The following is a 20,443-nucleotide window of genomic DNA, read 5'->3' as shown; positions in this document are numbered from 1 at the left end:
CTAATGAACTTTGAAGCTCTTGATAATATACCCCGTTCGCAAAAAATAATTCTTATAGTGCTTGTTTTTGCGATAATAATCGGTAGTTTTGTTTATTTTATTTTTTTGCCAGGTAAAGATCAGGTTGATGCCCTTGGAAACAGTGTTGCGAATCTTAATCGCGAAATAATGACAAACGAGGTTAAACTAAGGAGGCTCGATCAACTTAAGATAGAGAATGCACAACTGCAGGCACAGCTCAATGAACTGAGGGCACAGCTTCCGGCAGAGGCAGAGGTATCAGGATTGCTCAAACAGATATCTGATTTAAGTATCGAGTCCGGACTAAGTGTCAAATTGTGGAAACCAGGCGATAGGAAAAAGGATCCTTCAGGTCTGTATACAGAAATACCCGTAAGTGTGGAAGTGGCAGGTGGTTACCATTCACTTGGAATCTTTTTTGACAAGGTAAGCAAGCTGCCAAGAATTGTTAATATTACTGGTCTGGATATGGATTCAGCCAAGGTTGTTGGAAAATCTGTTTACATCCAGGATAAATTTATTGCGACGACATTTGCGGCAGAGGAGAAATAACATCAACGGAATAGTAAATAACGGGGTACCCATTGCGAAGAGCTTATTTGAACTGGTCGTGCGGCGTTTCACTGCGTTGGAAGTTGCCAATATTAAAATGAAGGCGTTTATATTACTTGCCATATTTATAATATTTTCAGGTTGCTCAGAGCAGCCGGTGAATACCGTGTCACAGGCGCCGGTCTCAAGGTCAGCTAAGGAAGTAAAACAAGGGGCTTCCGGAGCTGTTAAAATGGCAGATACTGGTGTAGTTGAGGATGGACAAACGGCCTATAATTACAAACCTTCAGGGAGGAGAGACCCTTTCAGATCTCTAATACTGGGGTTAAAAGAGAAAAAAGTGGCGGGACTTACACCTTTACAACTTCGGAGTTTAGGAGAGTTGAAGGTTATAGGGATTATGTGGGAAGGAAAATCATTCGTTGCTATGATAGAAACTCCTGACGGTAAGGGATATTTGGTCAGGGAAGGGGTCCTTGTCGGTCCAGAGGGTGGAGTAGTCAGGAAGATCTCAGCGGAAGCGGTGACCATAGAGGAGATATTCACAGATTTCAATGGAAGGAAAAAAGCTAAAATGACAGTATTGGGACTCCGTTCCAAAGAGGAGGCAGTAGATGAAGACAATTAATTTTAAAAGGGCTGTTTGTGCGGCGCTGATAGCCTTGCTATTTGTTGTGTTCCCTTCAGCGGGTGATCAGGTTAAAGCCGCAGAACCCGTCATTAATGCCAAAACTCCTGATGTGCCGGTACTCAGAAGAATAGATATCGTTGAATTGCAGGCAAGTACACAAATTCTGCTGGAAACTGGAAATTCCTTGAAATATACATCCTTTATCCTAATGGACCCCCCCAGATTTGTTGTAGACTTGCCGGGAGTTTCTCTTGGTGAATTTACGAAAACGATCAAGGTTGACAAGGGATCCGTAATTCAAATAGACCCGGTAGAGACTACTACACCGGTCAGGATTGCCAGATTAAATATTAAACTTTCAGATGACAAGACGGTACCACAGATCTTAAGTAAGTCAAATGTCCTTATAATAGATATTCCAACTATGACTCCCGTTCCTGTTCCTGAACAAGCGTCTGTAAAACCTCAGCTAAATATGGTAAGAGAACTTATTTTTAATGAGACAAAAGACAATAACAGCTTGAAGATCGTCGCCGACAATGAAATTAGTGTTGATTCATTCATAGTTGAGGGAGACAAACTTGTAGTAGATGTCAGAGATGCAGACACATCAATAGGACCTTCTGAAAAAGTTGTAGATAGCAATCTTATTTCAAAAATCAGGATGGGAGTTCATAGTTCTCCATCCAATAAAGTAAGGTTTGTGGCGGATCTGAAGAGGGCTGTAAAATATGAAGTGAATAAACAGGGTAATGAAATAACAATAAATGTATACCCAAAGGAAGAGATGACTCAAACGGCGGTTAGGTTAGCCGCAAGTAAACCGGTATTGGAGGGCAATATTGATTCAGGAGATACCGATTCTGCTGCAAGTGTAACTCCAAAGGTTGAGAATACTCCGAAGGTCGAGGTGTCTCAGCTGCCCAAGGTAGACAAGGTTAAGGCATCTGCAGTTCCTCAGGAAGATAAGGTAGAAAGCACTCCGAAGGTAGAGGTAGCTCAGGTTCCCAAGGTAGAGAAGGTTAAGGCGGCTGCAGCCCCTCAGGAAGTGAAGGCAGACAGCTCTTCAAAAGTCGAAGCACCTCAGGCGCAGAAAGAAAAAAATATTTCGTCGGCAGACACTAAGGTTGCAAGTGTTCCACCTGGTAAAAACAATAATGGTCAGCTCAATAACAGAAAGGTATCTCTTGATTTTCAGGACGCAGATGTTGTAAATGTCCTTAGACTGCTTGCAGAGGTTAGTAAGTTAAACATGATCATAGGAGATAATGTCAAAGGCAAAATAACTGTTAAGATGCTGGACATCCCATGGGATCAGGCGCTTAATATTATCCTGAAGATGAAGGGTCTGGGGAAAATTCATGAGAACAATGTAGTCAGGATTGATACACTTGCAAGCATAGCGCAGCAGCAGGAGGAGGAGGCCAGGGCCAAGGATGCCATGGTTAAGGCAGAGGACGTGTCTACGAAGATAATTCCTGTCAATTATGCGCGGGCAAGAGAGCTGGCTGAATCTATTAAAAAGACTCTTAGTGCAAGAGGTGATATCACGATTGATGAACGTACAAATACCTTAATTGTTAAAGATGTTGCAGATAAACATGAGGAGATCTCAAATCTCCTCAAAACACTGGACCGACCAACCCCTCAGGTGCTTATTGAGGCGAGGATTGTACAGGCAGATACAAATTTTGCCAGGGATCTCGGGGTTCAGTGGGGCGGCAACTATGCGTCTAATCCAGGAGATTATAATATGAGCGTTGTATCCGGACCAACCGGAACAGTCAGCGCCCCCACGACAGGTTTTGCTGTCAATCTGCCTGCAACTGGTATAGCCGGTACAAAGGGCAGCGTTGGATTTACAATAGGAAAGACCATCGGGGATGCGTTTAATCTTGATCTTAGATTATCTGCAGGAGAGACAAAAGGACTGACCAAGATATTATCTGCTCCTAAGATCGCCACACTTGATAACAGGGAGGCAATAATTCAGCAGGGGGAGTCTATCCCTTACAAGACCTATTCACAGGAAGGTACTAAAACTGAGTTCATCGATGCTACATTGACACTCAAAGTGACTCCGAAGGTTACTCCTGATGGACATATTTCAATGAATATCAATATTACTAAAAACCGTCAGGGGTCGATCATAGTGGAAGGGACACCCAGCATAAATAAGAAAGAGGCCACTACAGAGGTCCTCGTAAAAGATGGTGAGACTACTGTCATAGGCGGCATCTATGAGCTTTCGGATTCGGATAATGCCAGCATGCTTCCGTGGATGAATAAGATACCAATCCTGGGTTGGTTATTCAAAAACACGTCACAGTCAAATATAAAGAGTGAATTGCTTATTTTTATAACACCAAAAATCATACCTGTTACTTCATGAGGACTTATGCTTCGCTTCCTTACCGCCGGTGAGTCTCATGGACAACTCCTCATGGGAATTATTGAAGGACTTCCCTCGGGATTGACAATAACTGCAAGTGACATCAATTCTGATCTTGCCAGGCGTCAGATAGGTTATGGCCGTGGTGGCAGGATGCGGATCGAAAAAGATACTGCAGAGATTACCTGCGGTGTCCGTTGGGGTAAGACACTTGGCAGTCCAATCGGGCTCATAATAAAAAACCGTGACTGGGCAAACTGGACAGACAAGATGTCACCGGACCCTTCCATGTCGGGAGTTATTCCTCCCGAGACAAGACCAAGACCAGGACATGCTGATCTTTGCGGCATTATTAAATATGCTCACTCTGATGTAAGAAATGTCCTCGAGAGGGCGAGTGCAAGAGAAACCGCAATGAGGGTTGCTCTGGGCGCCGTTGCCAGGAGATTTTTGCACGTATTTTCTATAAGGATTATCAGCCATGTAACAGACATAGGCGGTATAAAGGCAAAACCGGGCAAGTTATCTCTCGACCGTCTCTCAGAGAGTGTGGAAAAATCGGAATTACGCTGTGCTGATAAAAAAGCTGAAGAAAAGATGAGAAAAATTATAGACGAGGCAAAGAAGAAGGGTGACACAGTTGGCGGTATATTCGAAATAATAACGACTAATGTTCCAGCCGGAATCGGGAGTTATTCTCAATGGGACAAGAGGATAAACGCAAGACTTGCGTATGCTGTAATGAGTATACAGGCTATCAAAGGCGTGGAGGTCGGTGCCGGGTTTGATGCAGCAGCCATTTTTGGTTCTGATGTTCATGATGCCATATACTATGACAGGAGCAAACACAAATTCTATAGAAAGACGAACAGGGCTGGCGGTATTGAAGGCGGTATGACAAATGGAGAGGATATCGTTGTGCGTGCAGCAATGAAACCCATAGCAACCCTGTATTCACCTTTGGATTCAGTTGATATAAAGTCAAAGAAGCGATTTAAGGCAACTGTTGAAAGATCGGACTATTGTGCAGTGCCTGCGGCCAGTGTAGTAGGCGAGGCGATGGTTGCCGTAGAGATTGCCAACGCATTTCTTGAAAAGTTTGGCGGTGATTCTATGGATGAAATTCAAAGGAATTATCAGGGTTACCTCGATTATATCAGCAAGATCTGAAAGAGCAGTTTTCTGAAAACAAACCTTGTGAAAAATATAATATTGATCGGTTTTATGGGCAGCGGCAAGACAGAGGTTGGTAAGCAGCTGGCCCATCGGCTTGGCTACACCTTTATAGACACAGATGTATTGATAGAGGAAAGGACAGGAAAGAGCATATCGGATATATTCAGTCATGAGGGAGAGAAATCCTTCAGAGATGTTGAGACATTGATATTAGAAAAACTGTCAGGTATAACCGAACATGTAATTTCCACCGGGGGCGGGGTAGTCACAAGGGAAGAAAATATCCTGCAGATAAAAAAAACAGGATTGGTTGTCTGGCTCAAGGCATCACCTGAGACAATATTTAAAAGAATCAGCACTGAAACCCACAGACCATTGTTAAAAGTTGACGACCCGCTTGAACAGATTAAAATGCTCATGTCTAAGCGTGAACAGGCCTACGCAAGGGCTGATTTTGCCATTGACACGGATGGAATTAAAATAGATGATCTTGTTAATACCATCATCAGAAAGGCAGCTGAATGGAAATGAGAAAAGTCAGGGTGGATCTGGGACAGCGCAGTTATGATATCTGTATAGGTCATAATAGCATGTCCGGATTGGCCAGACACTTGAAAACCCTGCCTGTTGGGAAAAAGGGCGCCATAATAACCAATCCTGTATTAAGTAAGCTATATGGTGAATCCCTGAGTCGTCATTTATCGGGAGAAGGTTACAAAATAACGACGATTGAGCTTCCGGCAGGAGAGCGGTACAAGACACTTAAGTCTGTCAGCAGAATTTATGATATCCTTATCGAAGAAAAATTTGAAAGAAATTCATTCATAATAGCGCTCGGCGGAGGTGTAATCGGTGACGTTGCCGGGTTTGCAGCAGCTACATTCCTGCGAGGTATCCCATATATCCAGGTCCCCACATCCTTACTCGCCCAGGTTGACAGCAGTGTAGGCGGCAAAACAGGGGTTGATCACCGCCTTGGTAAGAATCTGATAGGTGCATTCTATCAGCCTTGCCTCGTATGGATAGATGTAGATGTATTGAAAACTCTTCCAAGGCGGGAACTTACTTCAGGTATGGGAGAAGTCGTCAAGTATGGAGTTATAGCAGATGAGCAGTTCTTTAACTACATCCAGGATAATTTTAAGGATATCCTGTTGCTCAACGAAGATATGTTGATACACACAGTAGCCAGGTCTTGTGAAATTAAGGCAATGGTAGTAAGCTCGGATGAAAGAGAAGCTGGTTTGAGGGCAATCCTGAACTTCGGTCATACGATGGGTCATGCCGTCGAAACTATTACCGGCTACAGGAAATACAGGCATGGCGAGGCAGTGGCAATGGGGATGGTCTTTGCTGCAAGGCTGGCCGTCAATATGGGATTGTGCGGGGATGAGGTAGCTGCAAGTGTAGAGAGGCTTTGCAGGCTGATAGGTCTTAAGACTGAACTTCCGGTAATCCAACTTCCTGTTCTTACAGACATCCTTGGCAGGGATAAGAAGGTTGCTGACGGCAAGGTGCGGTTTGTGCTTCCGGTCAGGATTGGAGAGGTGAAAATAGTCGAAAATGCAGACAGTGATTTATTGCAGAGGACCCTACAATTATGTTATACTTCCAACAAATCTGAAGAATAATTTTGAAAAATGGAAATTGATCAGCAGGATGCCATAAATAAACTTAACTATAAGATAGTAGAGCTTTCCACCCTTTACGAGATTGCCAAAAGGTTAGGGTCTTCTGTAGACCCTAAGGTTACCCTTAGTTCGATCCTCGAGATACTTTCTGAAAGTATGGGGATGAGCCGGGGTACACTGACACTCCTTGACCCTGAGACAAAACAACTCTATATAGAGTTCGCCCATGGGCTGACTCCTGAAGAAAAGAGCCGCGGTATTTACCGGATCGGGGAGGGTATTACCGGTAAGGTTGTTGAGACAGGAGAACCTATTATAGTGCCTGATATTGGTAAAGAGCCTATGTTTCTTAACAGGACAAGATCACGGGGAGATATAAAGAGGGATAACATATCATTTATCTGTGTTCCGGTTAAAGTGAAGGGAGATACCATTGGTGTACTCAGTGTTGACAGGCTTTTCACTGACGATACCATAACACTTGACGAGGATGTCAGGATTCTTACCGTCATTGCCTCTTTAATAGGTCAGGCGATTACAACGGCAAAGATGGTAGAACTTGAGAAAAAGAACCTGCTTAAAGAGAAATTAACCCTGCAGAAGGAGTTAAAATCTCCATACCGTTTTGCAAATATAGTCTTTGTAAGTGATAAGATGCGGGATGTTCTCGATTCTGCATGGAGGGTTAGCCAGAGTAAGGCTAACGTATTATTAAGGGGGGAGAGCGGGACAGGAAAAGAATTAATAGCCAGAACAATCCACTACCACAGCAAGCGTTGTGATAAATCCTTTATTAGTGTTAATTGTGCAGCTATTCCGGATACACTTATTGAAAGTGACCTGTTCGGGCATGTAAAAGGGGCATTCACGGGCGCTGTAACGGATAAAAAAGGAAGGTTTGAGATGGCTGATGGAGGTACACTATTTCTGGATGAGATAGGAGACATCCCATCGCCGATGCAGGTAAAACTGCTCAGGGTACTCCAGGAGAGAAGGTTTGAGCGGGTCGGAAGTTCAAAGAGCATTAACGTTGATGTGCGTATAATTGCGGCAACGAACCGGAACCTTGAAGAGGCAGTAAGGGAAGGGAAATTCCGTGAAGACCTTTATTACAGATTAAACGTGGTTCCTGTCAGGATACCTTCTCTGAGGGAACGAAAAGAAGACATCCCGCCGCTGGTTGGTCATTTCCTGCAGCTCTATAACGAAGAGAATGGAAGGGATGTCAAGATCTCAAATGAGGCGCTTGATACCCTTCTCATGCATGATTGGCCCGGCAATGTCAGAGAACTTGAGAACTGTATTGAAAGAATGATCGTGATGGCAAAAAATGATCTTATAATGACAGAAGATGTCCCGCTCACCATAGATGCCAGTTTGACAGGTAATAGTTCAGATGCCAGCGATCTTTATGGTCAGGCAAAAACTCTTGATCACACTATTGAAGACCTGGAAAGAGACAGGATCATAGAAGCGTTAAAGCGTGCCGGTTACGTGCAGGCAAGGGCAGCAAGGCAACTTGGAATAACGTCAAGGCAGATAGGATATAAGATAAAAAAATACGGTATTGCGGCCCCATGATTCAGAGTATGACAGGATATGGATGCAGTGAAGGTTTATACGGGAACACCGTATACAAGGCAGAGGTCCGTTCCATAAATCATAAATACTGTGATATTACTGTGCGGTTGCCTGAATCACTTACACGGATTGAACAGGGGATACGAAGTCAAATAGCCAGGAAATTTTCCAGAGGGAAGTTTGATCTGTTTCTGACCAGGATGGACAACACCGTCAATAATGCAATTCCGGTTGTTGACACAGAGGCAATAAACCGCTGCCAGGCCCTGTTAAAGGAGTTATCAAGGCATTTTAAGGTCAATTTCAGCTTGAGAAAAGAAATAGGCATATCTGACCTTGCGGCGCTTGGAGACTTAACTTTATCCCGCGTCAGTGAAACTGATAAAGCTGATGTTGACACAACCATAATGAAAATTGTAGCCAGGTCTGTAGACAATCTAATGGAGATGAGATTAAGAGAGGGTGAACTAATTTACAAGGATCTCATTAAGCGGATTAACCTGCTGAATACTCTGATTAACCGCATTGAGAAACGGGTGCCGGCTGTCATTCGTGATATGAAGGTACGTTATACTGAAAGGGTGAAGGAAATCTCAGGTAGTCTGCAGGTGGATATGAACAGGCTCGCCCAGGAAATTGCAATAATGATTGAACGTATGGATATAACTGAGGAGATTGTAAGGGTCGGAAGTCATATTTCCCAGTTGACGAACAGGCTCGAAAAGGGGTCGGTTGTAGGCCGCAGTATAGACTTCCTTCTGCAGGAGGTCAACCGTGAAGTAAATACGATAGCATCAAAGGCATCGGATGTTAAGATCGCTCAGATTGTAGTTGACATGAAGACTGAGATTGAGAGGGTAAGGGAACAGGTTCAGAATATTGAATAGGCAGTGCCGCGAATAAAATGCTGAAAGAACATATTTTAAGATTTGTTGAGATTTTTTGTCTGAAAATGTATACTATGCCGGATGGAGATTCATAGAGACCATGTTGGGGGTGAAACAGGCCCGTGGATAAGAGATGGACTCCTGGTAGTAGTATCTGCTCCGTCAGGCGCCGGCAAGACTACACTTTGCGACGAGGTTGTTAAATACATCCCCGACATACAGCACTCGGTGTCTTATACGACCAGGTCTGCCCGTGCGTCAGAAGTTGACGGCAGAGATTATCACTTTGTCTCTGTAGAAACATTTAAGAATATGATAGATGAAGATGCCTTCATCGAATGGGCCATAGTTCATGGTAATTATTATGGAACTTCCAGGAAGGAGTTAACGGCATTATTAAACAGTGGTATAGATTTGATCCTGGATATTGATTCGAATGGAGCAAAGCAGATAAGAAAGACTTTCAGAAATGGGTTGTTTTGCTATATATTACCCCCGTCGTTTGCAAAGCTGAGGGAAAGGCTTATGGTGCGGAAGGGTGATTCGATTGATGAGATCGACAGAAGAATGAATGTTGCAAGGGAAGAGATAAAGGATTACAGGATGTATGATTATCTCATCATAAATGATGATTTTGACAGGGCACTTACTGAGCTCAAGTCCATTATTGTGAGCGCACGAATAAGGGTTGAACGGATAAACAACAGATGGGTTGAGAATAATTTCTTTGAAAAGATAGGAGGATAAAATTTTGGAGATTGTATCATTACCAATAGTTTTTGATAAAGACAGGCTCGACAGCAGGTTCAGGTTGGTTGTCGTTGCCACTGAACGGGCCAGGAAGCTTATCAACGGGGCGAAACCATGTGTGCCACTCAGATATCTTAAGGAGTCTACAGTGGCACTGGAAGAGATAGTCTCCTGCGACGTTGTAATAGTTAAAGGTAAAGACGCACGTAAGGCCCTCCGTGAGTCAATAGATCAGAAGGAGAAACTTGCGGCCGGGTCTCAATCGGCAGCTGAAGAGGATCAGGTAAAGAAAGAGATTGAAAAAGAGCTGGGGAATTATGTGGATGATACAGAAGGCAGCGCCGGCAATTCAGGGGCGGAGGATTGATATCAGATAAGAGGCATTAAGATGGGGCTTTCAGGTAGAAAGATAATCCTTGGTGTGACAGGTAGTATTGCAGCATATAAATCTGTCTATCTCCTGAGAAGACTTGTTGAACATGGCGCAGACGTTACAGTAGTAATGACGCCTGAGGCTGAAAAGTTTGTGGCTCCACTGACCTTTCAGGTGTTGTCAGGTAATCGGGTTTATACAGATATGTTTGACCTGAGTCAGGGTGGGGAGATATCTCATCTGTACATCGGAAGAAAGGCTGATATGGCTATCATAGCGCCGGCTACGTCAAACATCATAGGCAAGATGGCCGCCGGAATAGCAGATGACCTGTTAAGCACCATCCTGATTGCATGTACCTGTCCTGTATTAATAGCTCCAGCCATGGACTACGAGATGTATGAGAACAGGATCGTTCAGAAGAATATCTCATACCTCAGACAACTGGGCGTATCCTTTATAGGCCCTGTAAGCGGTCACCTTGCCTCAGGCGCTGAAGGAAGCGGCAGAATGTCAGAGCCTGAAGATATACTGGCAATGGTAGAAGAGACTATTGCAGAACCCTCTGTTAGGGATTTTGAGGGTCGAACAGTACTGGTAACAGCAGGACCTACAAGGGAGGCTGTTGATCCCGTTCGTTTTTTGAGCAATCATTCATCAGGTAAGATGGGCTATGCAGTTGCAGCGGCCGCAAAAAGGCGCGGGGCCAGGGTTATTCTCATCAGCGGTCCTGTAGCCATTGATCAGCCTCCTGGTGTAGAGATTGTAAATGTTACGTCATCTGAGGATATGTTCAACGCTGTAATAAACAGGCTGCCTGAGTCAGATGTTGTCGTAATGTCCGCTGCTGTCTCTGACTTTAAACCTGCAGAGGTTTCAGATTCAAAGATAAAAAAAGACAAACTGCCTTCTTTAAATACAGATGCAGAAGGCATTACGCTCCATCTCGTTAAGACACAGGATATTCTAAATGAGATATCAGGAAAGAAGGGTAAACAGTTCATTACAGGTTTTGCTGCAGAGTCAGAGAACGTTGTCGGCAACGCAAAGGAGAAGCTCATCTCGAAGAATCTGGATATGATAGTCGCAAACGATATCACAAAGGCAGGAGCCGGGTTTGAGGTTGATACCAATATTGTCACGTTGCTTGACCGGTGGGGAGATGTGATTGAATTTCCAATGATGACAAAGAAGACGGTTGCTGATAAAATCCTGGATCATGTAATTTACAGGCTGATAAATAACTTTGGGGCATGATAGTGCCAATCGTGTCACCTGGAACTTGTGCTGAATTAGTTTCAATATTGTTTCAGGGATTCAAACGATGCCTTGTAAGGAACGAATCGCGGACATTATGAATACCGATAAACGTGACAGAAATTTCATTCCAATAGCTGAAGAGTACATAAGAACAGGACGCCTCGACGAGGCGATTGATTTACTTAAAGAAGGTATTACGACATACCCGGATTATCTAAGTGCGAGAGTTTCTCTTGGTAAGGCATACATTGCAAAGGGAATGATTGAGGAGGCTATTCAGGAGTTTGAGCACGTAGTCAGGGTAAGTCCTGATAACCTGTTAGCCAACAGAAAGCTCGCCTTTCTCTATAAGGATGCCGGCATGGTTGATTCTGCCATAAAATCATGTGAGGCAGTCTTAATCTTTAGTCCCAGAGACATGGAGATTTCAGGTTTATTAAATAATCTTAAACAGACCTCCTCATCAGATGACCCTGCGGCCCCTGTAATTGATTTCACCTCCGGCTGGGCGGTTGCATCAGAAGAAACACCGTCTGATGGAATTTCCGATGAATTCCTGACAGAAAGCATGGGAGATATCTGCATTGCACAGGGAGAGAAGTCGAAAGGCATAGAGATATTCAGGAAGATTTTACAGAAAGACCCTGCTAACGAATCTGTAAGGGGAAAACTGATGACACACCTGGGAGGAATCGAAGGAGTGGGGATGGGTCAATCATCAGGTAATAATACGGCTTCGAATTCTAAAGTTGATTCTGATACAGAAACTACTGAACAGAAGACTGCAAGACTCAATGACCTTCTTAACAAAGTAAGGAAAAACAGGGGATGAGCGGCAGAATGCCAAAAGTACTGATTATCCATGGACCGAATCTTAATATGCTGGGCAGGAGAGAGACTGGTGTTTACGGCAGCGCATCACTCGATGAAATAAACAATACCTTGAGACTTTATGCAAAGGAGCTGGATGCAGAAGTTTCCTTCTTCCAGTCTAACTCAGAGGGTAAACTCATTGATATAATACATGAGGCCGACGGCGCATATGATGCTATTATAATAAATCCCGGAGGGTATACCCATTCAAGCATTGCACTGCGTGATGCGGTTGCTGCTGTAAGCATACCGACTGTAGAAGTCCACATGTCAAACATTTACGGCAGGGAAGAGTTTCGTCATCACTCTTACATATCACCGGTGGCTGTCGGGCAGATATCCGGATTTGGTGTTAACAGCTATCTTCTGGGATTAAGGGCAGCGGTAGATGCAGTAAGGCCTGCTAAAAAGTGAGAATGCAGCAGATAACAGCAGGAGTATACAGTAATGGGGTTTCCCTGCTGTAGAGCGATACAATAAGGAGGTAAATGTGATAGTTGTTGGTGATTTGAGAAATGGACACAAGGTGGAGATAGATCGAGAGCCATACAAAGTCATAGAGGCCCAGCATGTTAAACCGGCAAAAGGCGGGGCATTTTGCCGGACCAAATTAAAAAGCCTTAAAAGCGGGAGTGTTATCGAGAGGACATATAGAATTAATGAAAAACTTGATGAACCTAACCTGGAGGAAAAGGAGGTGCAATACCTCTATTGCACTGAGGGTCAGTACTGGTTTATGGATGTAAATTCATACGAACAGTTGTTTGTTCGGGAAGATCAGCTCGGTGACAGTAAAAATTATCTCAAAGAGAATATGATGCTGAACATTTTATATTTTAATGGTGACCCTATTGGTATTGATCTGCCTATATCAGTTGAACTTACTATTGTCAGGACAGACCCGGGCATAAGGGGAGATACTGCCACGGGGGGGACAAAGCCTGCTTACCTTGAAACCGGGGCAGTAGTCAAGGTTCCTTTATACCTGAATGAAGGAGATATGATTAAGGTAGATACCAGAACAGGGACATTTCTTGAAAGGGTGAAATGAAAAAGAAAAAGTCGTTGGTTGATCTTGATTATCTCAGGGATCTTTCTGAGTTTCTTAAAGATTCAGACATCTCGGAACTGGAGATTGAAAAAGAGGGGACCAGGGTCAGGATAAAGAAATTATCACCACAGAGTATATACAGCCCGAGAAGAATTCACGAAACATTAACTGCATCTATTCCGGCCTTACCCGTAAATAAGGGCGCTCAGACCATTACTACAGAAGTGGTTGATGATAAATATTTTACGGTACGGTCCCCCATTGTAGGGACATTTTTCAGGTCACCTACTCCTGGTGGAGAATCATATGTTAACGTAGGTGATGTGGTCAAGAAGGGTCAGATACTCTGCATAGTTGAGGCCATGAAGTTAATGAATGAGATTGAGGCAGAGATAGATGGAAAGATCGTGGAGGCATTGGTGGAAGATTCCCAGCCTGTTGAGTATGGAAAGGCACTTTTTAAGATAGAGCCTTTATAATTATGTTCCACAAAATTCTTATAGCAAACCGCGGGGAGATTGCCCTCCGTATAATTCGCGCATGTAAAGAGCTCGGGATAAAGACCGTGGCGATCTATTCCACTGCTGATGAGACCGCCCTCCATGCAAGATTTGCCGATGAGAGGGTATGTGTCGGCCCGGCAGATAGTGCGCAGAGTTACAGGAATATCCCTAACATCCTGAGTGCGGCAGAAATAACTGATGCAGAGGCCATACACCCCGGTTATGGTTTTCTTGCTGAGAATGCCCATTTTGCTGAGGCATGTGAAGCAGCCGGTATTGTATTTATAGGCCCGACTCCTGACAATATTGCCCTTATGGGAGATAAGGCAAAGGCCAAGGAGACGATGACGAAATGCGGTGTTCCTATTATGCCTGGCAGCCGCGGCGTTGTCGCTACAGAGAAAGATGCTCTGGATGTTGTTAAAGAGATTGGATTCCCTGTAATAATAAAGGCGGTAGCAGGCGGCGGCGGCAGGGGGATGCGTGTCGTTCACAAGGAACAGGAACTGGTGAATACATTTCTGATGGCCCGGGCAGAGGCAAAGGCGTCATTCGGCAGCGACGATGTGTATATTGAAAAGTTCTTTAATAACCCCAAACATATAGAGGTTCAGGTGCTTGGGGACAGTTCAGGCAATGCCATTCATCTTGGAGAGAGAGACTGCTCGGTCCAGCGAAGACACCAGAAGCTGATCGAAGAAGCTCCCTCACCTGTGGTTGATGAGAAGATGAGGAAGAAGATGGGAGAAGTGGCTTTAAAGGCCGTAAAGTTTGTAAATTACGTAAGCGCTGGTACGATAGAGTTTCTTGTAGATGATCAGAATAATTATTATTTCATGGAAATGAATACCAGAATACAGGTGGAGCATCCAATAACCGAGATGGTGACGGGTGTAGACCTCATTAAAGAGCAGATAAGGATAGCTGCAGGTGAGAAAATACGATATTCACAAAAGGACATACGGATCAAGGGACACAGCATTGAGTGCAGGATTAACGCGGAGGATTCAGAGAAATTCACACCGTCTCCCGGTCTTATAACAGCGTACTGTGTACCTGGAGGCCCTGGTATAAGGGTAGATTCTGCGGCGTATGCCGGCTATACTGTACCTCAGTACTACGACTCTGTCATAGCAAAGCTTATAGCCTACGGTGAAGACAGGGAAGAGGCCATTGACAAAATGTGCCGCGCTCTTGATGAGTACGTGATTGAAGGTATCAAGACTACGATTCCATTCCACAAAATGGTCCTGAAAAGCCGGGAGTTCAGGGCAGGTAAATACTCTACCAATTTGGTTGAACATCTTTTTACCTCTAAGCGTTGAACCGTAATCCCCAATTTTCAAAGGGAGAAATTAGTTACCCCACTTTAGAAAAGGGGGGTCAGGGGGGATTTGAAAGGCCATTTCGAGTGAACCGGATTAAAGGCATATACCTTATCCTTGATCAGCAATATACAGCCAGGGACATTATATCCATAGCTGCTGATGCTATTGATGCAGGCATTGATGTATTACAATACAGAGAGAAGGGATTGCCCAAAAAGGATGCATTATGCACGGCAAAAAGGCTGCGTAACCTCACATCAGGTACAGGGATCCCATTTATTATAAATGACGACCCTGCCCTTGCCCTTGCAGTTGATGCGGATGGCGTTCATCTCGGACAGGATGACATCCCTGTTCATGTAGCAAGGCGGATACTGGGAGAGGACAAGATCATCGGCCTCTCTACACACAGCTATAATGAGGCAATGGAGGCCGGATCTTCCGGTATAAACTATATTGGTCTTGGTCCCATATTCAACTCTGGTACGAAGATGGTTACAGAGCCACTCGGTCCCGGGGTAATACGCAGGGTCAGGAATGCCATCTCCATTCCATTAATTGCAATTGGCGGTATCAGTAATGAAAATATTCAGGATGTAATAAGATGCGGCGCTGATGGAGCTGCAGTAATATCAGCCATCCTTTCATCGTCAGATATCAAAAAGAGTGTCCGCAATCTTAAGGAAAAGATCAGGGGACTTCATGGCGTCTGAACAGATCAGCATATTTAAATCTGTTATGTAAGGCAATGTCCCAATCACGGGAATGTCAGATAGGGTTTCTATTGTATCCTGGAAGGTTTTTTCTGCAAAATTGCCGCTCCCAGCCCTGCAATTACTTATGACAATGCCGCTTAAATTAATCTTTTTCGTCTTCAGACAGTGTATGGACAGCATCGTGTGATTAATGGAACCGAGATCGGGTCTTGTTACCAATATTACAGGTATATTGAGCAGCTTGATAAGGTCTGCAACAAAGAAGTCTTTTGTAACAGGAACAAGTACGCCCCCGATCCCCTCAACAATAACATAATCATGTCTTCTGCATAGTTCGTTGAAACAGTCTGCGATTTTGTTGATATCTATGACTATATTATGTTCTCTTGCCGCCGCGTATGGCGCCGCCGGTTCTTTAAACATGAAAGGAGTGATCAGCTCTTCGGAATCTTTAGACCCTGCGGCCCTGGCGAGGAAGAGTGAGTCTTCAGGTACAAGCCGCTCGTTATCGAGCATGCACCCCGTGTGTACAGGCTTCATGACCCCTACACTGATGTCCCTTACCCTCAATGCAGCTGCTATGCCAGCGGCCACAACCGTCTTACCAACGCCAGTGCCGGTGCCGGTTATAAAGATCCCCCGAGTCTTTTCCCCCTTACTCATTACTCATTGCTCATTGCTTCTCATAATATCCTGCTGTCAGTATTAAAGACCTGCCCGGAGATCCGGGTCATGTTAGACAGGTGATAAACAAACTCAGCAACCTCGCTGATGTCCTGTGACATCATAAGTGCATTGGAATTAATGATACTATCCCGGTCCTGTTCAGGTATTGACTCTGTCATAGCTGTTTTCATGAAGCCTGGAAGGATCGCATTAACATATATATTGAATCTTCCCAGTTCCAGTGCTGTTGACTTTGTTAATCCGATCAGACCGGCCTTTGCTGATGAATATGCACATTGCCCTGCATGTCCTTTTAACCCCACCAATGATGAAATATTAATGATATGTCCCTTTTTTTTCTTCATCATATATTTTGAAACTGCCCTTATTGTATAAAATGAACCTGTGAGATTAGTGGCGATAATGTTTTCCCATTCTGCCTGATCTGTTCTGATAAGAAGATTGTCTATGCTAATAGCAGCGTTATTAATCAATACATCAATATTGCCCCATCTTTCAGCAATCATATCAATCATGGATGTTACATCACCTGAAGATCTTACATCACAATAGAAAAGTCCGGCCTCGCCGCCATTTGACCTGACCATGCTGACCAATTCATCAGCGGCCTTTTTATTTTGATAATAATGAACGGCAACAGCAAACCCGCCTTCAGTAAACCTTAATGATAGTGCATGTCCGAGCCCGCCTGAGGCGCCTGTTATGATAGCAACCTTTTTCACCAGAGAATACCTGCTGTCTTATATCAGATTAATCCTAACTCTCTTCCGACATTTTTAAACACTTCAATACTGCGTTCAATATCTTCAAGGCTGTGTGCCGCTGTTACAGTTGTCCTTATCCTGCAACCCCCTTCCGGTACTGTTGGAGGACGTATCGGCGCAGCGTATATACCTTCATCAAATAATCTCTGTGAAAACCTAAGAGCCTTTTCCGTATCACCGACGTAAATAGGAATGATCGGTGTTTCACTCTGCATGGTATTATAACCTAGTGCCGAGAGCCCATCCCTGAATAAACGTGTGGTTACCCAAAGTACTTCAAGTAATTCTTCATCATTTTGGAGTATTCTTAATGCTGCTATTGACGCAGCCATGACAGAAGGAGGCAGGGCAGTAGTATAAATAAAAGTCCTCGCTTTATTTATAAGGTAGTTTTTCAACAGTGAGGTTCCTGCAGCATACGCCCCAAACGAACCAAGGGCCTTGCCGTATGTTCCCATCTGTATATGAGAACTGTTGTTGACCCCGAAGTGTTCAAATGAACCCCGGCCGGAACGCCCGAGGACACCAGTTGCATGTGCATCGTCAACTATAAGTATGCCTTCAAACTCTTCAATCACCTTTACTATATCATTTAATGGTACTATATCACCGTCCATACTGAAGACGCTTTCAGTAACTGCAATTCTCCTTCTGTAAGCCCTGTTTCCCTTCTCAGTAGTTTGCATAATCAATGACCTGAGATGCCCTGCATCCTTGTGTCTGTAGATAAATACCTTCGCCTTGCTCAGCCTGCATCCGTCAATTATGCTTGCATGGTTTAATTCATCGCTGAAAATTGCATCCCCTTCTGAGGCAAGGGCCTGGATAATGCCTGTGTTAGCCATGTATCCTGAATTAAACAGAAGAGCATCTTCAGTCCCCTTAAATTGTGCAGTGGCGCCCTCGAGTGTCTCATGTAATTCCATATTGCCCGATACAAGCCTTGAAGCCCCTGCTCCGGTTCCATACTTCTTCACTGATTCAATAACTGCCTCTTTTAATGAGGGGTGATCCGCAAGTCCAAGGTAGTCGTTGGAGCAGAGGTTAATATACTCTTTTCCCTCTATTATGATCCTTGATGATTGAGCTGAGTCAACCCTCTTAAGCACTCTAAGGAGATGTGAATCTTTTAGCTCTCTTAATTCATGAAGTAATTCGTTATCAATGTTCATCAGGTTAAGGAGTAACCCTTCCACCTATTATCACTGGTTGTTTTTCAAGATAATATATATATTCTTGCAAATTAAATCCCTGAAGGTTTACAAAGAATACCCTTCCGCCTATCATGTTCCCTCTCTTCTTCATGTTAGTCATACGCATATATCCGCTATTTCGTGAGGCAACGTATCCGGTAGTATATTCAGGATCATCAGACCAGCATAGCTCAGCAACTGATTCATTTCTAACCGCAACCTTAGTAGCAATGGCAAGTGCATCCATAACCCTTCTGTGAAAGATACCCTCTTCCATCAGACTTTTTATTATCGAGAGCCTTTCATCACTGGTGAAGTCAGCACGTGTAACCCTGACACCCCTTGATGAATCTGGTTCCACCCGCTCTCCTGTCGCTGCGTCCATGATGATTGCTCCCCGCATATTTCTGCGGTCTGGAGAAGGACCAGTGCTGAGCAGATAAAACGCCCTCTCAATTGCGGGAGAGGATACTCCATTCATGTTGAGGATGTCAGAAGATATCGCTGCTGCTTCTTCAGGTCGTGATGAATTAATCGTTCCTATAGTGAGAGGTGGAGTATATACAACAGATGAAGGGTCAATTGTATCTACAGAAAAAATGATACTGTCAGGCATGTTATAAGAGGATATAGACTGATGCAACAGTTCAGGAATTACCTGCACAAAATCCCCATTCACAAGACGTTCAGCTCCGGACATATGCCCGTCATTTAATGAGGCACGCATTCGAACGCTATAGAGACTCAATTGTCAGGCCCAGGTCTTTTAACATTTGCAGGTCTTTATGAGGTTCCCTGCCGCTCCTCGTCAGATAATTTCCTATCATCATGCCATTGGCGCCGCTCGCAAAGATGAGTGGATGAAGGTCATGCAGTGCAGTCATCCTCCCGCCGCACACCCGAATTTCCTTGTCAGGCATCAGGAGTCTGAGCATGGCAATTGTTTTAAGTGCAGCAGCAGGCTCAATGGGTGTTATATGGCCCAGGGCAGTGCCTGAGGGCGGCATAAGAAAATTTACCGGCACTGAATCTGCATCCAGTTCCATCAGGGCAAATGCCAGCTCAACCCTCTGTTCAATTGATTCCCCCATGCCGAATATCCCTCCGCTGCATGTGGACAGACCGGCCTCCTTTGCGACTGCAACCTGTTCAATCCTGTCCCTGTATGTGTGGGTTGTGCATATTGACGGAAAATATGATTCTGCTGTTTCGAGGTTGTGATGGAAACGTGTCAAACCTGCATCCTTCATTGCAATCATCTGCTCCAGGGACATGGCCCCAAGAGTCGCGCAGACTTCGATACCAACTTCAGTTCGTATCTTTTTCGCAGCATCACAAAGCCTATCCAGTTCCCTGCTGTTAGTAATGCCGGCGCCGCTTGTGGCAAGACAAAATTTTACAGCCCCGTTAGACTTAGCCGACCGTGCACCTTCCAGGATTACATCCAAAGATAAAAGAGGGTATGTAGCTGCATCTGATGAAGCATAGACAGATTGGGTGCAAAAGGAACAGTCTTCACTGCATCCTCCTGACCGGGCATTAATCACAGAGCAGAGTTCTATTTTGCTGCCGTTGTAAGTTTGACGCACCCTCTCTGTCAATGCCAATAAGTATGACAGGCAGCTGTTATCAATCTGTAATATGAATTCAGCCTCATCATGCGTTATCCCCTTGCCCGACAAGGCTTTTTCACATATGGTGTCTATTTGTTCTCTCATAGAAATGCGTAAATTGATACAGGCATTAATCTTGCAAAATATATTCTCGAATATTATTACAGGAACTGTTGATTGTCAACATGATAGTGGTTATATAAAGTTGACAAGCATGTAGTTGGGCATGTAACTAATTTACGGCGTTCATCGGAAGGGTTACAAGTTACTTGACATCCCTTTGAATACTAAGATAATATTAAAGTAAATTCAAGGGTTATAACTTTTTTAGCGGGGGTGCAAATGTTCGAAAGATTTACTGACCGCGGAAGAAAAATCATTATCCTGGCAAGGGAAGAGGCTGAAAAGCATCAGAATGATTACCTTGGGACCGAGCATCTGTTGCTTGCTATCCTGAGAGA

The 20,443-nt window shown here is 44.2% G+C and carries 22 protein-coding genes; 17 read left to right on the top strand and 5 right to left on the bottom strand.

Going from position 1 to position 20,443, the window contains the following annotated elements:
* The first annotated feature begins 3 nt into the window (after positions 1-3).
* The 17 genes from pilO to thiE all read left to right on the top strand — a co-directional run bounded on the left by pilO (position 4) and on the right by thiE (position 15,722).
* Positions 4-573 carry a type 4a pilus biogenesis protein PilO gene (pilO, locus tag IT392_08240; protein ID MCC6544474.1) on the top strand — a complete coding sequence of 190 codons (570 nt, stop codon included), beginning with the start codon at positions 4-6 and terminating at the stop codon, positions 571-573.
* Entirely contained in the window at positions 542-1,201 is a 660-nt protein-coding gene (locus IT392_08235) for a pilus assembly protein PilP (protein MCC6544473.1), read from the top strand. The genes pilO and IT392_08235 overlap by 32 nt, the downstream gene beginning before the upstream one ends.
* Entirely contained in the window at positions 1,188-3,596 is a 2,409-nt protein-coding gene (gene pilQ / locus IT392_08230) for a type IV pilus secretin PilQ (GenBank protein MCC6544472.1), read from the top strand. Before IT392_08235 ends, pilQ begins: the two co-directional genes overlap by 14 nt.
* A 6-nt stretch (positions 3,597-3,602) precedes the next feature.
* A complete protein-coding gene (aroC, locus tag IT392_08225) occupies positions 3,603-4,766 on the top strand; it encodes a chorismate synthase (protein MCC6544471.1) in 1,164 nt (387 codons plus the stop codon).
* Positions 4,767-4,793: 27 nt separating this feature from the next.
* Positions 4,794-5,303: a shikimate kinase gene (locus IT392_08220; protein MCC6544470.1), complete on the top strand. Its 510-nt coding sequence runs from the start codon at positions 4,794-4,796 to the stop codon at positions 5,301-5,303.
* Positions 5,300-6,403: a 3-dehydroquinate synthase gene (locus IT392_08215; GenBank protein MCC6544469.1), complete on the top strand. Its 1,104-nt coding sequence runs from the start codon at positions 5,300-5,302 to the stop codon at positions 6,401-6,403. Before IT392_08220 ends, IT392_08215 begins: the two co-directional genes overlap by 4 nt.
* A 9-nt stretch (positions 6,404-6,412) precedes the next feature.
* Positions 6,413-7,984 (top strand): nif-specific transcriptional activator NifA, encoded by a 1,572-nt coding sequence (gene nifA, locus IT392_08210; GenBank protein ID MCC6544468.1) that lies wholly within the window; start codon positions 6,413-6,415, stop codon positions 7,982-7,984.
* Positions 7,981-8,871, top strand: a complete 891-nt coding sequence (locus IT392_08205) for a YicC family protein (protein ID MCC6544467.1) — start codon at positions 7,981-7,983, stop codon at positions 8,869-8,871. The genes nifA and IT392_08205 overlap by 4 nt, the downstream gene beginning before the upstream one ends.
* A gap of 81 nt (positions 8,872-8,952) precedes the next feature.
* On the top strand, positions 8,953-9,618 hold the full coding sequence (gene gmk, locus IT392_08200; protein MCC6544466.1) for a guanylate kinase: 666 nt from the start codon (positions 8,953-8,955) through the stop codon (positions 9,616-9,618).
* A gap of 4 nt (positions 9,619-9,622) precedes the next feature.
* Positions 9,623-9,988: a DNA-directed RNA polymerase subunit omega gene (gene rpoZ, locus IT392_08195; GenBank protein ID MCC6544465.1), complete on the top strand. Its 366-nt coding sequence runs from the start codon at positions 9,623-9,625 to the stop codon at positions 9,986-9,988.
* A gap of 21 nt (positions 9,989-10,009) precedes the next feature.
* Positions 10,010-11,251 carry a bifunctional phosphopantothenoylcysteine decarboxylase/phosphopantothenate--cysteine ligase CoaBC gene (coaBC, locus tag IT392_08190; GenBank protein ID MCC6544464.1) on the top strand — a complete coding sequence of 414 codons (1,242 nt, stop codon included), beginning with the start codon at positions 10,010-10,012 and terminating at the stop codon, positions 11,249-11,251.
* Positions 11,252-11,348: 97 nt separating this feature from the next.
* A complete protein-coding gene (locus tag IT392_08185; protein MCC6544463.1) occupies positions 11,349-12,086 on the top strand; it encodes a tetratricopeptide repeat protein in 738 nt (245 codons plus the stop codon).
* On the top strand, positions 12,083-12,541 hold the full coding sequence (gene aroQ / locus IT392_08180) for a type II 3-dehydroquinate dehydratase (GenBank protein MCC6544462.1): 459 nt from the start codon (positions 12,083-12,085) through the stop codon (positions 12,539-12,541). The genes IT392_08185 and aroQ overlap by 4 nt, the downstream gene beginning before the upstream one ends.
* 76 nt (positions 12,542-12,617) lie before the next feature.
* Positions 12,618-13,178, top strand: coding sequence for an elongation factor P (gene efp / locus IT392_08175; GenBank protein MCC6544461.1), 561 nt, complete (start codon positions 12,618-12,620; stop codon positions 13,176-13,178).
* Positions 13,175-13,657 (top strand): acetyl-CoA carboxylase biotin carboxyl carrier protein, encoded by a 483-nt coding sequence (accB, locus tag IT392_08170; GenBank protein ID MCC6544460.1) that lies wholly within the window; start codon positions 13,175-13,177, stop codon positions 13,655-13,657. Before efp ends, accB begins: the two co-directional genes overlap by 4 nt.
* Positions 13,658-13,659: 2 nt before the next feature.
* Complete coding sequence (gene accC / locus IT392_08165; GenBank protein ID MCC6544459.1) at positions 13,660-15,006, top strand: acetyl-CoA carboxylase biotin carboxylase subunit; 1,347 nt, start codon at positions 13,660-13,662, stop codon at positions 15,004-15,006.
* 86 nt (positions 15,007-15,092) lie between these two features.
* On the top strand, positions 15,093-15,722 hold the full coding sequence (gene thiE, locus IT392_08160) for a thiamine phosphate synthase (protein MCC6544458.1): 630 nt from the start codon (positions 15,093-15,095) through the stop codon (positions 15,720-15,722).
* On the opposite strand, the gene bioD is transcribed toward thiE, so the two are convergent.
* Genes bioD through bioB form a run of 5 tightly spaced genes read right to left on the bottom strand, consistent with a single transcriptional unit; the run spans position 15,660 to position 20,087 of the window.
* Entirely contained in the window at positions 15,660-16,388 is a 729-nt protein-coding gene (bioD, locus tag IT392_08155) for a dethiobiotin synthase (protein MCC6544457.1), read from the bottom strand. The two genes, thiE and bioD, sit on opposite strands and share 63 nt — an antisense overlap.
* Positions 16,389-16,408: 20 nt before the next feature.
* Positions 16,409-17,134: an SDR family NAD(P)-dependent oxidoreductase gene (locus IT392_08150; protein ID MCC6544456.1), complete on the bottom strand. Its 726-nt coding sequence runs from the start codon at positions 17,132-17,134 to the stop codon at positions 16,409-16,411.
* Positions 17,135-17,157: 23 nt separating this feature from the next.
* On the bottom strand, positions 17,158-18,348 hold the full coding sequence (gene bioF, locus IT392_08145) for an 8-amino-7-oxononanoate synthase (GenBank protein MCC6544455.1): 1,191 nt from the start codon (positions 18,346-18,348) through the stop codon (positions 17,158-17,160).
* Between the two features lie 4 nt (positions 18,349-18,352).
* On the bottom strand, positions 18,353-19,069 hold the full coding sequence (bioW, locus tag IT392_08140; GenBank protein ID MCC6544454.1) for a 6-carboxyhexanoate--CoA ligase: 717 nt from the start codon (positions 19,067-19,069) through the stop codon (positions 18,353-18,355).
* A gap of 34 nt (positions 19,070-19,103) precedes the next feature.
* Positions 19,104-20,087, bottom strand: coding sequence for a biotin synthase BioB (bioB, locus tag IT392_08135; GenBank protein MCC6544453.1), 984 nt, complete (start codon positions 20,085-20,087; stop codon positions 19,104-19,106).
* Between the last annotated feature and the right edge of the window lie 356 nt (positions 20,088-20,443).

This window comes from Nitrospirota bacterium, from assembly GCA_020846775.1.
GTDB lineage: Bacteria > Nitrospirota > 9FT-COMBO-42-15 > HDB-SIOI813 > HDB-SIOI813 > RBG-16-43-11.
The sequence above is the reverse complement of the archived record's forward strand: the minus strand, read 5'-3'. Positions and strand labels throughout refer to the sequence as shown.